Origin of the sequence: Brevundimonas sp. BH3, from assembly GCF_045345115.1 — a bacterium.
In the GTDB taxonomy this organism is placed as follows: Bacteria; Pseudomonadota; Alphaproteobacteria; order Caulobacterales; family Caulobacteraceae; genus Brevundimonas.
Genome location: NZ_CP150796.1, coordinates 2307807 through 2319944, shown reverse-complemented (window position 1 = coordinate 2319944; position 12138 = coordinate 2307807). Strand labels below are relative to the sequence as shown.

The window sequence follows — 12138 nt, the reverse complement described above, 5'->3', positions numbered from 1 at the left end:
CAGGAACCGGCTATGTTCTACCTTCTGTATCTACATTATGCGGACATCGCGCAGGATTATCCGCTGCTGCACCTGATCCAGTATCAGACGGTTCGTGTGGCGCTGGCGATGGCGACGGCGATGATCGTGGCCGTGGCCATGGGCAGCCGCTTCATCAACTGGATGCGCCTGCGTCAGGGCAAGGGCCAGCCGATCCGTGAAGACGGTCCGGTCACCCATCTGTCCAAGGTCGGCACGCCGACCATGGGCGGTCTGATGATCCTGGCCGGTATTGCGGTGGCGGTCTTCCTGTGGGGCGACCTGACCAATCCCTATATCTGGATCGTTTCGGGCGTAACGGCAGCCTTTGGTGTGCTGGGTTTTGTCGATGACTATGCCAAGGTGACCAAACAATCCTCGGCCGGTCTGACCTCGAAACAGAAGCTGGCCGCGCAGACGGTTGTGGCCGTGATTGCCGGTGTTCTGACCGTTCTGTGGATGACCCATTCGCCGACCTCGCCGGGTCTGGAAACCTCTATTGCCTTCCCGTTCCTGAAGGCTGTGCTGCTCAATATCGGCTGGTTCTATGTGGCCTTTGCCGCCTTTACGATTGTCGGTTTCTCGAATGCGGTGAACCTGACGGACGGGCTGGACGGTCTGGCGATTGTGCCGGTGATGATGGCGGCGGGTGCCTTTGGCATCATCTCGTATCTGGTCGGCAACTTCCTGTTCTCGGAATATTTGCAGGTCCACCATGTGCCCGGCGCAGGTGAACTGGCCATCTTCTGTGCAGCCATCATTGGCGGCGGCATGGGCTTCCTCTGGTACAACGCACCGCCCGCGAAAATCTTCATGGGCGATACCGGCTCGCTGGCTCTGGGCGGCGCGCTCGGCTCGATGGCTGTGGCGACCAAGCACGAACTGGTGCTGGGCATTGTCGGCGGTCTGTTCGTGGTCGAGGCCGCATCGGTGATGATTCAAGTCGGCTATTTCAAAATGACCGGCAAGCGCATCTTCCTGATGGCCCCGATCCACCACCATTTTGAAAAAATGGGCTGGCCGGAATCGACGGTTGTGATCCGCTTCTGGATCGTGGCCGCCATGCTGGCCCTGATCGGTCTTTCTACCCTCAAACTGCGTTAATCCCATGATCCCCGTTCCCGGCTTTGAAGGCAGACGCGTTGCGGTTTTTGGCCTCGGCCGCTCGGGGATTACGGCTGCCCGCGCCCTACAGGCGGGCGGGGCTCTGCCGGTCCTGTGGGACGATGGTGTCTCGGGCCGGATGCAGGCCGAGGCCGAAGGTTTTAATGTCGAAGACCTGACACAAGCGGACTGGTCGGGCTTTGACGCTCTGGTGTTGTCACCGGGAGCACCCTTGACCCATCCCAAGCCGCACTGGACCGTCGATAAGGCACATGCGGCAGGTATTCCCGTCATTGGCGATATCGAACTGTTTGCCCGCGCACTGGATGCTCTGCCTGCCGGTCAGCGCCCGCGCGTGGTCGCCATCACCGGCACAAATGGCAAGTCCACCACCACGGCCCTGATCGCCTATGTGCTGAAACAGGCGGGGCTCAAGGTGCATATGGGCGGCAATATCGGCATCGGAGTTCTGGCCCTGCCAGCACCGACGCCCGACGCCGTCTATGTGATCGAGGTGTCCAGCTATCAACTGGACCTGACCACTAGTTTCGCGCCCGACGTGGCCATCCTGACCAATATCAGCCCCGACCATCTGGACCGTCATGGCGGGATGGAAGGCTATGTGAAGGCCAAGGCCCGCATCTTCCAGTCGCAGCCGGACGGGGCGCTGGCCTTGATCGGTATCGACGAGGACTGGGGCAAGGCGCTGGCCGACCGTTTGGAAGGCGAGGGGGCCAATGTACGCCGCATCGCCACGGCACGTCTGGAGGCAGACCTGCCGACATCCGGCTGGCGGGCGGCTCCCGCTCTGTTGCTGGCCGATGAAGACCGTATCGACCTGTCCGATGCCCGATCCCTTCCGGGGCGTCACAATGCCCAGAATGCGGCCTTTGCCTATGCGACAGCCACGGCGCTGGGTGTTGCGCCCGATGAGGCGCTGTCGGGCCTGAAAGCCTTCCCCGGCTTGGCGCACCGCATGGAGGCCGTGGGGCGCATTAACGAAGTGCGCTTCATCAACGATTCCAAAGGGACCAATGCCGATGCCGCTGCTCAGGCGCTGGCCTCCTATCCTGCTGTGTTGTGGATTGCGGGTGGCAAGGCCAAGGAGGGCGGGATTGAATCCCTTCGTCCGCTGTTCAGTCATGTCACCAAGGCCTATCTGATCGGCGAGGCCGCAGATGCCTTTGCCGTGACGCTGGGCGACGTGCCGCATGTGGTGGCGCACACCATGGAACGCGCCGTGCAAATGGCCGCCGCCGATGCGGCCAAGGCCGGAGGCGAACAGGTTGTGTTGTTATCGCCCGCCTGTGCCAGCTTTGACCAGTTCCCCGATTTCGAGGTACGGGGCGAAGCGTTCCGCGCGGCGGTGCTGGCCCTTGGAGCCGAGGCTGAGAGCGCAAGATGAGCCAGTCCTACGCACCGCATCCTTTTTCGCGCAGTGACCAGAGTGTGCTGGCCCGCTGGTGGTGGACGGTGGACCGTCCGCTGTTGTTGGCCGTGTTGGCCCTGATGTTCATCGGGGTGGTGCTGAGCTTTGCCTCCAGCCCTGCGGCGATCCTCGCTGATGAATCCATCAGCAATCCATTCCACTATTCCTACCGGATGATGGTCTTCTCGGCGGCCGGTTGTGCCACCATGCTGATGACCAGTATCCTGTCACCCAAGGGTGTGCGCCGACTGGCGGTGCTGGCCCTGATTTGCGGCATCGTCTGTATGATGCTGCTGCCGTTTATCGGTGACGAGGTGAAGGGTGCGGCGCGCTGGATCAACCTCGGCCCGTTCAGCCTGCAACCGTCCGAATTTGCCAAGCCGGGTCTGATTGTCTTTGCCGCCTGGATGTTCTCCGAGGCCGGTAAAAGTCAGGGCGTACCGGGTGTCAGTATCGCCGTTGGCGCATGGGGCATGGTTGTGGCACTGCTGCTGATCCAGCCCGATATCGGCCAGACCCTGTTGGTGACCACCACATTTGCCGCTGTGTTCTTCATGGCGGGGATGCCGCTGAAATGGGTGGCGGGTGTGGCGGGCGCTGTACCTGTGGCGGCGGTGGGCCTGTATTTCACCTTCAGCCACATGCGCGACCGTCTGGACCGCTTCTTCTCGCCTGAAACGGCAGACACCCACCAGATCGACCGTGCGTCGGAGGCCATTCGTGCCGGTGGTTTGGTCGGACGCGGGATCGGCGAGGGCGTGATGAAGCGCCATGTGCCCGACCTTCACACCGATTTCATCTATTCGGTCGGGGCCGAGGAATACGGCCTTGTGTTGTCTCTGTTAATTATCGGCCTATACGCCTTCATCGTCCTGCGCGGTATGCGCAAGGCCATGAAGCTGGCCGATCCGTTCCAGCAGACAGCGGCGGCGGGCCTGTTCATGCTGATCGGGCTTCAGGCCTGTATCAATGTGGCGGTCAATCTCAGCCTGATCCCGACCAAGGGTATGACCCTGCCGTTCATTTCCTATGGCGGTTCGTCCATGGTGGCGATGGGTCTGACGGCGGGTTTTGCTCTGTCACTGACGCGCCGTCTGCCCGGTGCCTATGAACCGGGTGCCAATATCAATCCGCGCTCGCGCCTGTGATGTCCAAACGGAATCTTGATCTTATGACTGCTCCGTCTCGTGTCTGTGTTGTGGCTGCCGGTGGAACAGGGGGGCACATGTTCCCCGCAGAGGCCCTGGCCAAGGTGATGAAGGCGCGGGGCTGGACGGTCCTGCTGGCGACAGACAAGCGCGGCCAGAATTACGCCCAGAATTTTCCGGCGCAAAAGATTATTGCTCTGGATGCCGCTACCGGTTCTGGCCCAATCGGCATGTTGAAAGCAGGCTTTGCCATCATCAAGGGCGTGGGTCAGGCTTCGACTGCCTATAGTGCGCTGGGGGCCGATGTGGTGGTGGGGTTTGGCGGTTATCCGTCGGCTCCGGCACTGGTGGCGGCGCTGGCCACACGCCGCGCCACGGTGATCCACGAACAGAATGCGGTGCTGGGCAAGACCAACCGGATGCTGGCGGCGGCTGTGGATACGGTGGCCTCGGCCTTCCCAAACGTGGGCCGTGCGCCCAAGTCGGTGGCCGACAATATCCATGTTGTTGGTAATCCGGTGCGCCCCGATATCCGCGCCCTATATGATCGCGCCTATAAGGCTCCGTCCAAGACGGGCACCATCAACATCCTGATTACCGGTGGCAGTCAGGGCGCGCGTATCCTGTCCGAGGAAACGCCCAAGGCTCTGGCCAACCTGCCAGAAGCCCTTCGCAAGCGCCTGAATGTCTCGCAACAGGCCCGCTATGAGAACGTGGCAGCGGCCAAAAAAATCTATGCCGATGCCGGTATCAAGGCCGACGTGTCGCCCTTCTTTGACGACATGGCCAAGCGTCTGTCGGATGCGCATCTGGTGATCGGTCGGGCAGGGGCTTCGACCTGCTCGGAACTGGCGGTTGCCGCCATGCCGTCGGTGCTGATCCCGCTCAAGATCGCCACCGACGACCACCAGACCCTGAACGCCCGTGTGCTTTTGGAAGCCGGTGCGGCCAAGCGTATTTCTGAGGATGATTTCAACGCCGAGGTCCTGACGGGCATACTGCAATCGGTGCTGGAAGACCCCGCCAAGCTTGCAGCCATGTCGGCAGCGGCCAAGGGCGTGGCCATTGCCGATGCTGCCGAACGTCTGGCCGATCTGGCCGAGGCAGCAGCCAACGCGCGCGGTCGCTGAGGGTTACACATACTGGCTCTTGGGTCGTTCCCAGAACACGGGTAAGCTTGTGTCATGCCACAGTTCGTCATTGATCTGACCAATGAAGTTTTCGCCCTTTGGCGACAGTTTAACTGGCTGCCCAAATGGGCTGTCATCAGCATTATCGTGGTGGTGTTCACCTTCATCGGGTGGGCGGCCAACTATGCGGTGTTTGCGGTGCTGAAACTTCTGGCCCGCAAGCGCGATCCGTTCTGGCGGACGGCTCTGGAACGCGGACGCGTCCAGTTGGGCGGATTGGTGATGATTATGGCGATGGCGCTGGCGGTAACGGTGTCGCCATTGTCGCCGGAAATGTCGCTGATAGTGCGTCGCACCCTGTTGTTTGCCTTTCTGGTGGTGCTGGGTTTGTCGCTGGTCAGTCTGGTCGATACCGGCGCGACGGTGCAGCTGAAACGCTATGACACTGAGGATGACGCCAATACCCATGCCCGCAAGCGCGTAACCCAGACCCGCATCCTGCGCCGCGTGGTGCAGGTGCTGATCATGCTGGTGGCGGTGGGGATTGCCCTTTTGACTATACCGGGCGTACGCCAATGGGGCTTGTCTCTGCTGGCTTCGGCGGGTGTGGTGGGTATTGTTGCCGGTCTGGCCCTACAACCCTTCCTCGCCAATATGATTGCCGGCATCCAGATCGCCATGGCCCAGCCGATCCGTATTGATGATGCCGTGGTGGTCGAGGGCGAATGGGGCAGGGTCGAGGAGATCACCTCGACCTATGTGGTGGTCAAGCTGTGGGACTGGCGCCGGATCATCCTGCCGCTGACCTATTTTATCCAGCAGCCGTTCGAAAATTGGACCCGCATGGATACCCGCCTGCTGGCTCCCGCTTTTCTTTGGGTGGACTATGAGGCACCGATAGATCGTTTGCGAGCCAAGTTGGAGCAGATCGTCCATTCGTCCATATACTGGGACGGGGATACGGTGGCGCTGGTGGTATTTGATATCACCGAACGGACGGCCAAAATCCGTTGTACCGCCACAGCGCGTAATGCGACGGCGGCTTTTGAGCTGAAGTGCGAGATTCGCGAAAAGATGCTGGCCTTCATGCGTGATGAATGTCGCGAAGCCTTGCCGCGTGATCGCGTGGATCTTTATGAAATGGCCCCGCTGCCCAAACAGGCTATTCTGCTGGAGGACTAGTCCTCGTTCGCTTTGGCCAGCGCCAATGCGCTTTCAAGGTCAGTGGCATCCAGACGGATTTCGATATCGCCACAGGCAATGGCGGCCAGTTCTGCGGCATCGCCGCCGGGGGCCAGCAGCATGGGCTGATCGCGCGTGGGGGTAGAAGGCCCGATGTGCCCATCATCGCGAACCGAGGCAAAGTCCTGACGGTATCCTCTATGCGGACCATTGGTCTTGCACTCGAATTGCCACCACGACCAGCCACCGACATAGGTGTGTGGGCCGATAACCATCGCCTCGGTACTGAGTTGCAGGGCGCGCATGCGAACCTGTCCATCATGGCCCGTTGTACGTGTGGCCACATCGGCAAACTGGGCAAAGCGGCCCTGACCGGACAGCATCAGTTGTTGCGCAGGGTCTTCACCGGCCAGAGCGGGGGTGGCGACCGCGATCGCGATGAATAAAAGGGAAAGCATACGGCTCATTAATCGTGGTTCGCTAAGGATGGAGGATGCAAACGCCCTCGCTCAAGCCTGTACAGCCGCAAGCGCCGGAATCCAATGTATCGCCCAAGCGGCCTTCTCAGCGGCGGCGTTGGCGCGGGCCGCCTGCAGTCCAGACGTCCTCGCCCCGTGTGAAAATTATGGGGCAGGATATGGACCTGCTGTGTGAGGCAGAGCTTATGATGCAGATCGACCGCATGGTCGGTTTGCGGCGGGGCTATCTGATCGCCAACCACAATCTGCACAGCCTGTATCTGGTTACGCGCACACCCGAAATGGCGAAGATGTATGAACGGGCCGATGTCATCCAGATCGACTCGGTGCCGCTGATCCGTTTCGCCCGCATGACGGGGCATCCGGCGGAACTGGCGCACCGTCTGACCTATCTGGACTGGCGCGACAGTTTCTGGACCATGGCGCATAACCGCTGCTGGCGGGTGTTTTATCTAGGCGGGGCACCGGGGGTAGCGTTATCGGCTACACGGCGTCTGGCCATGACCTATCCCGACATTACATTCGAAGCGCGGGACGGTTTTTTCGATACCGATGCCCAAGGCGATGAAAACCGTGCGGTCCTAACACAGATCGAGGGTTTCCAGCCCGATGTGCTTTTGGTGGGTATGGGGATGCCGCGACAGGAGTTGTGGATCGCGGCCAATATAGACGTCTTGCCGCCCTGTGTGATCCTGCCGGTCGGAGCCGCCTTCGATTATGAGGCGGGCGTCCAGAATGCGGCGCCACGCTGGATGGGGCAGTGGGGCGTGGAGTGGCTATACCGTCTATGCAGTGACCCGAAACGACTGGCCAGTCGCTATCTGTACGAGCCGTGGTTTCTGCTGAAACCGGCCCTGCGCGACCTTATCAGGCGGCGATAATATTTTCGGCCTGTTTCAGGTCGACGCTGACCAACTGGCTCATACCGCGTTCGGGCATGGTGACGCCATAGAGGCGGTCCATCCGGCTCATGGTCACCGGATTGTGGGTGATGCAGATGAAGCGGGTGTCGGTGCGCGAACGCATCTCGTGCAGCATCTTGCAGAAGCGATCGACATTGGCGTCGTCCAGAGGCGCGTCCACCTCGTCCAGTACGCAGACGGGGGCAGGGTTGGCCAGAAACACGCCAAAGATCAGGGCCGCCGCCGTCAGGGCCTGCTCGCCGCCCGACATCAGGCTCATGACCGATAGGCGCTTGCCTGGTGGACAGGCGAAGATTTCGAGGCCGGCTTCCAGTGGATCATCGCTTTCCACCAGTTTCAGCTCGGCCTGACCGCCGCCGAACAGGGCCTCGAAAAGGGCTTTGAAATTCTCGTTGATGACTTCGAACGCGGCCAGAAGGCGCTCGCGGCCTTCGGCGTTCAGTTCGTCAATGCCGTCGCGCAGCTTGGCAATCGCCTGTGTCAGGTCGATCCGCTCGGTCTTCATGGCCCCGAGGCGGTCGTCATATTCGGCCGCTTCTTCCTCGGCCCTCAGGTTGACCGCGCCCATGGCTTCGCGCTCGCGTTCCAGCGCGAACAGCAGGTTTTCCGCCCCCGCCGTGTCGGGCGGGCGGGCAATGGCGTCTTCCTGAAGCTTTTTGCCCAGTTCTTCGGGCGTCATCTGGGCCATTTCGCGAAGGTTGCGGTCGGCATCGCCTAGCTTTTCGTCGGCGGCCTCGGCGCGGGCTTGCAGGGCGGCGCGGGCTTCGCGGGCTTGTCCAGCCAGACTTTCAGCAGCGCGCGCCGCGCGGTCGGCCTCGGCGGCATCGAACTCGACCTGTTGCAGGGTGTCGGTCGCGGCCTTCTTGCGGTTCTCGGCTTCGACCAGCGTGTCCATCAGTGTGTTGCGTTGGTCGGCAAAGCCCTGCGGCGCTTCCTCGGCTTTTTTCAACTGGGCGGCGGCCTTGTCGGCATCCTTTTCCAGCGACTTGATGCGGCCTGTGCTGTCCTTGGAGCGCACGAGCCAGCTTTCATGGGCGCGGGTCAGGCTGTGCTGGCGCTGCTCGCGCTGCTGGCGGTCGCGCGCTTCCTCGTCGCGGCGTGAACGCGCGTTCTGGGCGGCAAGGCGGGCATTGTCGGCGGCACCGCGCGCATTGTTCAGATCACCGCGCAGGGTGGCGATGGTCTCGGACGCTTCCTCGATATTCTGGGCGGCATCACAGGCGCTCTGGGCTTCCGCCGTTTCGGCCTCGAGGCGCGTAACGGTTTCATCCAGCGACTGGGCGCGGGCTTCTTTGCGGGTCTGTTCTCGGCGCAAATGCTCCAAGCGGTCGCGGGCACCGGTGACAGCCTTGTCGAGGCCGAACGGGCGGGTGCGGGCCTGTTTGACGGTGTCCTCTGCGGCGCGGAAAGCGTCGGTAGCCGCGCGCATGGCGGCCTGTGCGGCCTCCAGAGCGGGCTTGCCCTTGTCGATCTCGGCTTCAAGCTCGGCATGGCGGGTGCGCTGGGCCAGACGCACGGCGGCGGGGCGGGGGGCCTCGGCGCGGTTGACGAAACCGTCCCAGCGATAAAGATCGCCCTCACGCGTGACCAGACGCGCACCACGCGGAAGGGTACGCGCAAGGTCTGCCGCCTTGTCCTTGGGCGCAACGCCACAGAAGGCTAGACGCGCGGCCAGTTGATCGGGCGCATCCACATGGGCCGACAGAGGCTCGACGCCCTCGGGCCAGCTATGTGGCGCGGCATCGGCACCAGCCCAGTGGGCGGGCGCGGCCTTGTCCAGCGCAGCATCAAGATCTTCACCCAATGCGGCGGCCAGCGCGGCCTCATAGCCCTTGGCGGCGGAGACCTTGTCCAAGGCCGGTGCGTGCTGGCGTTTACCCTGCACCAGAAGCTGGGCAAGGCCGCGCGCTTCGGTTTGCAGACGGCCAAGCCGGTCTTCCAGTTCGCGGGCCTTGGTGCGGGCATCCTGTTCGGCGCGGGCCTTTTCGGAGCGGTCGTTTTCGGCCGCCTCGACCGCATCGCGGGCGGCTTGAAGTTCGGCTTGGGCGGTTGCCAGCGCCGTTTCGGCGGCGGCGATTTCCGGTGTTTCCAGTGGACCCAGCGCGGCACGTTCGCGCACCGCCTGATCGCGTTGAGCGGTGACGCGGGCAAGGCGGCTTTCTGCGTCGCGCTTGCGGGCGCTTTCGGCATTGGCGCGGGCCTCGACGGCGGCGAGGGTGCCGGCAAGGCGCTCCACCTCGGCATCGGCCTGTTTGCGGGCGTCTTCGGTTTCAGCGACCGCGAGATCCAGTTCCGGCCCGCGTTCGGGGGCGGCGGCAATCTCGGCCTTCAGGCGGGACAGATCGTTTTCGATCCGGTCCAGTTCCTTGCGGGCATCGGCGGCCATGCGCTCTTCGCGCTCGATATCGGCGGCAATGCGCGCGACCTCGGCCTTCAGGCGGTCCACCTCGGCGCGGGCGGCCTGTTCGGCCATGTCCAGACGGTCACGTTCCAGCGTGGCGCGGTGCAGAAGCACACCGGCGACGGCATCTTCCTCGCGGACGGGCTTCATCGCCTCTTGGGCGTTGAGGGCGGCGGTCTGGGAGGCAGCAGAAGCGGTTGCGGTTTCGGCCACGGCCTTTTCGGCCTGACGCAGTTCCTGACGCGCAACCTCTTGCGCCTGTTTGGCATCGGTCCAGCGTACATACAAAAGCGCGGCCTGAAGGGCGCGGATTTCGGCGCTGATTTTTTTGTATTTTTCGGCCTGACGGGCTTCGCGCTTCAGGCGGTTAAGGGTGCTTTCCAGCTCCTTGCCGATATCATCGAGGCGGTCGAGGTTCGTCTCGGCGGCCTTCAGACGCAGTTCGGCCTCGTGACGGCGGGTGTGTAGACCCGCCACGCCACCGGCTTCTTCGAGAATGCGGCGGCGGTTTTGGGGTTTGGCGGCGATAAGTTCGGAAATCTGGCCCTGACGCACTAGGGCCGGAGAGTTCGCCCCCGTCGAGGCATCGGCGAACAGAAGCTGGACGTCGCGCGCCCGCACTTCCTTGCCATTGATACGATAGGTAGAGCCGCGCCCGCGCTCGATCTTGCGCGAAACTTCCAGCACATCCTGATCGGTAAAGGGCTGGGGCGCGCGATGCTGGCTGTTATCGACGGTTAGGATGACTTCGGCATGGTTGCGCGGCGGTCGGCCCGCAGCCCCTGCAAAGATCACATCCTCCATGCCCTGACCGCGCATGGCCTTGGCGGAGTTCGCGCCCATGACCCAGCGCAGGCTTTCCAGCACGTTCGACTTGCCGCAGCCGTTCGGCCCGACGATCCCGGTAAGGCCCGGTTCAATCTGAACCTCGGCGGGATCGACGAAGGACTTGAAGCCCGATAGCCGAAGGCGCTGGAAATGCATGGGCCTTTAGTGTGCCAGCGGTGCGAGAGCTTCGGTCATACCTTCCAGCGTCGGGTTGGCAACGCGCTTGCCGTTGACGAACAGGGCAGGCGTACCCGTAACACCGACTGCGATGGCGCTTTCGGTGTCGCTGTCGATGCTGGTTTTGGTCGCCGGAGCCGAAACACAGGTGCTGATTTGCTCTTCGGTGCGACCGGATAATGCGATGGCCTGCATGAACCATTCGCCAATCTTGCCCGAAGAAAAAGCCTCGGACTGGTCATGCATCAGATGGTCGGCCACGGTGAAGAAACGATCCGGTGCCGCGCAACGCGCGATGGCGGCGGCCAGTTGCGACACCTGCACAGGGGCGGTCGGCAGATCACGGAAGATCAGCTTGGCCTTGCCCGTATCAATGTACTGGGCCCTGATATGGGGCAGTACCGAATTGGTAAAGTTCGCGCAGTGCGAACAGGTGAAGCTGGCATATTCGATGATGGTGATCGGCGCATCGGCACGACCCAATACGCGGTCGCTGGCCAAGGGTGTTGTCACCGACGCCGCCACAGCCGGAGCCGCAGCCGCGAGAGGGCGCGCCGTTGCGGGCGCGCGGGTCGGCGATGCCGTCTCGGCCATGGCCGGAGTCATGAACAGGCTTCCGAGAGCGGCCGAAACAGCTACCAACGAAGCCGGAGAAAGCAATCGCCTACCCATAGCGTATTTCCTTACTTGGCCAGTTCGGCGTCAATCGCCGCGGACAGGCCAGCGAGGCTCGGATCGGCCACGCGCTTGTCATTGACGAAGAAGGTCGGCGTGCCGGTGACGCCAGCCTTGATGGCGGTCTGGATACGTTTTTCCAGATCAGCCACAGCCTTCTTGTCATTGAGGCAGGTTTCGATTTCTGCCGGTGACAGACCAGCGCCCTGAGCAATGCGGTTCAGGCTCTGGCGCGGATCGATACCGGCCTGCCATTCACGCTGTGACGCCATGATGGCGTGCAGGACGTCGAAATATTTGTCCTCGCCAGCGCAGCGGGCCAGCATGAAACCGGCGGCGGCAATGTCTTGCGGCGGGGTCGGGAATTCGCGGAACACGAAACGCACTTTGTTGGTGTCGACGTATTTGGTTTTGAATTCCGGCCAGATCTGCTCGTTCCAGGCCGCGCACGCGCCGCAGGTGACGGAGGCGTATTCAACCACAGTGACCTTGGCACCTTCCGGTGCGCCCTTGGCCATGTCGCCCTCGGCAGAGCTGGTCGAGCCGCCCGAGCAACCGGACACCACCAGCATGGCACCCATAGCGGCGGCGGTGATTGCGGCGCGGCGGCTCATCGCCGCAAACTTAAACTTAGGAGCCATGGT

At 62.5% G+C, this 12138-nt stretch carries 10 protein-coding genes; 6 read left to right on the top strand and 4 right to left on the bottom strand.

Going from position 1 to position 12138, the window contains the following annotated elements; translation table 11 throughout:
- Positions 1-12: 12 nt before the first annotated feature.
- Genes mraY through WEU32_RS11340 form a run of 5 tightly spaced genes read left to right on the top strand, consistent with a single transcriptional unit; the run spans position 13 to position 6011 of the window.
- Complete coding sequence (mraY, locus tag WEU32_RS11360) at positions 13-1122, top strand: phospho-N-acetylmuramoyl-pentapeptide-transferase (RefSeq protein WP_312136035.1); 1110 nt, start codon at positions 13-15, stop codon at positions 1120-1122.
- Positions 1123-1126: 4 nt separating this feature from the next.
- Positions 1127-2527: a UDP-N-acetylmuramoyl-L-alanine--D-glutamate ligase gene (gene murD, locus WEU32_RS11355; protein ID WP_406851948.1), complete on the top strand. Its 1401-nt coding sequence runs from the start codon at positions 1127-1129 to the stop codon at positions 2525-2527.
- A complete protein-coding gene (locus WEU32_RS11350) occupies positions 2524-3699 on the top strand; it encodes a putative peptidoglycan glycosyltransferase FtsW (RefSeq protein ID WP_312812209.1) in 1176 nt (391 codons plus the stop codon). The genes murD and WEU32_RS11350 overlap by 4 nt, the downstream gene beginning before the upstream one ends.
- A gap of 23 nt (positions 3700-3722) precedes the next feature.
- Positions 3723-4829 carry an undecaprenyldiphospho-muramoylpentapeptide beta-N-acetylglucosaminyltransferase gene (gene murG / locus WEU32_RS11345; RefSeq protein WP_406851947.1) on the top strand — a complete coding sequence of 369 codons (1107 nt, stop codon included), beginning with the start codon at positions 3723-3725 and terminating at the stop codon, positions 4827-4829.
- 54 nt (positions 4830-4883) lie between these two features.
- Entirely contained in the window at positions 4884-6011 is a 1128-nt protein-coding gene (locus WEU32_RS11340) for a mechanosensitive ion channel family protein (RefSeq protein ID WP_406851946.1), read from the top strand.
- On the opposite strand, the gene WEU32_RS11335 is transcribed toward WEU32_RS11340, so the two are convergent.
- Complete coding sequence (locus tag WEU32_RS11335) at positions 6008-6478, bottom strand: hypothetical protein (protein ID WP_406851945.1); 471 nt, start codon at positions 6476-6478, stop codon at positions 6008-6010. The genes WEU32_RS11340 and WEU32_RS11335 overlap by 4 nt on opposite strands.
- Before the next feature lie 170 nt (positions 6479-6648).
- Here WEU32_RS11335 and WEU32_RS11330 point away from each other — a divergent pair, with 170 nt between their 5' ends.
- Positions 6649-7371 (top strand): WecB/TagA/CpsF family glycosyltransferase, encoded by a 723-nt coding sequence (locus tag WEU32_RS11330; protein ID WP_406851944.1) that lies wholly within the window; start codon positions 6649-6651, stop codon positions 7369-7371.
- Here the strand turns inward: WEU32_RS11330 and smc are convergent.
- The 3 genes from smc to WEU32_RS11315 are packed head-to-tail and all read right to left on the bottom strand — an operon-like array spanning position 7358 to position 12135.
- Positions 7358-10798 carry a chromosome segregation protein SMC gene (gene smc, locus WEU32_RS11325; RefSeq protein WP_406851943.1) on the bottom strand — a complete coding sequence of 1147 codons (3441 nt, stop codon included), beginning with the start codon at positions 10796-10798 and terminating at the stop codon, positions 7358-7360. The two genes, WEU32_RS11330 and smc, sit on opposite strands and share 14 nt — an antisense overlap.
- A gap of 6 nt (positions 10799-10804) precedes the next feature.
- The gene (locus WEU32_RS11320) at positions 10805-11491 is read right to left on the bottom strand and encodes a thioredoxin domain-containing protein (RefSeq protein WP_406851942.1); all 687 of its coding nucleotides are present in this window, start codon (positions 11489-11491) and stop codon (positions 10805-10807) included.
- Positions 11492-11502: 11 nt separating this feature from the next.
- Positions 11503-12135 carry a DsbA family protein gene (locus tag WEU32_RS11315; protein WP_312136059.1) on the bottom strand — a complete coding sequence of 211 codons (633 nt, stop codon included), beginning with the start codon at positions 12133-12135 and terminating at the stop codon, positions 11503-11505.
- Positions 12136-12138 lie beyond the last annotated feature (3 nt).

Bases quoted from the DNA above. Each gene is read 5' to 3' on its own strand.
- mraY (WP_312136035.1), top strand. From the start codon at position 13: ATGTTCTACCTTCTGTATCTACATTATGCGGACATCGCGCAGGATTAT.
- murD (WP_406851948.1), top strand. From the start codon at position 1,127: ATGATCCCCGTTCCCGGCTTTGAAGGCAGACGCGTTGCGGTTTTTGGC.
- WEU32_RS11350 (WP_312812209.1), top strand. From the start codon at position 2,524: ATGAGCCAGTCCTACGCACCGCATCCTTTTTCGCGCAGTGACCAGAGT.
- murG (WP_406851947.1), top strand. From the start codon at position 3,723: ATGACTGCTCCGTCTCGTGTCTGTGTTGTGGCTGCCGGTGGAACAGGG.
- WEU32_RS11340 (WP_406851946.1), top strand. From the start codon at position 4,884: ATGCCACAGTTCGTCATTGATCTGACCAATGAAGTTTTCGCCCTTTGG.
- WEU32_RS11335 (WP_406851945.1), bottom strand. From the start codon at position 6,478: ATGAGCCGTATGCTTTCCCTTTTATTCATCGCGATCGCGGTCGCCACC.
- WEU32_RS11330 (WP_406851944.1), top strand. From the start codon at position 6,649: ATGGACCTGCTGTGTGAGGCAGAGCTTATGATGCAGATCGACCGCATG.
- smc (WP_406851943.1), bottom strand. From the start codon at position 10,798: ATGCATTTCCAGCGCCTTCGGCTATCGGGCTTCAAGTCCTTCGTCGAT.
- WEU32_RS11320 (WP_406851942.1), bottom strand. From the start codon at position 11,491: ATGGGTAGGCGATTGCTTTCTCCGGCTTCGTTGGTAGCTGTTTCGGCC.
- WEU32_RS11315 (WP_312136059.1), bottom strand. From the start codon at position 12,135: ATGGCTCCTAAGTTTAAGTTTGCGGCGATGAGCCGCCGCGCCGCAATC.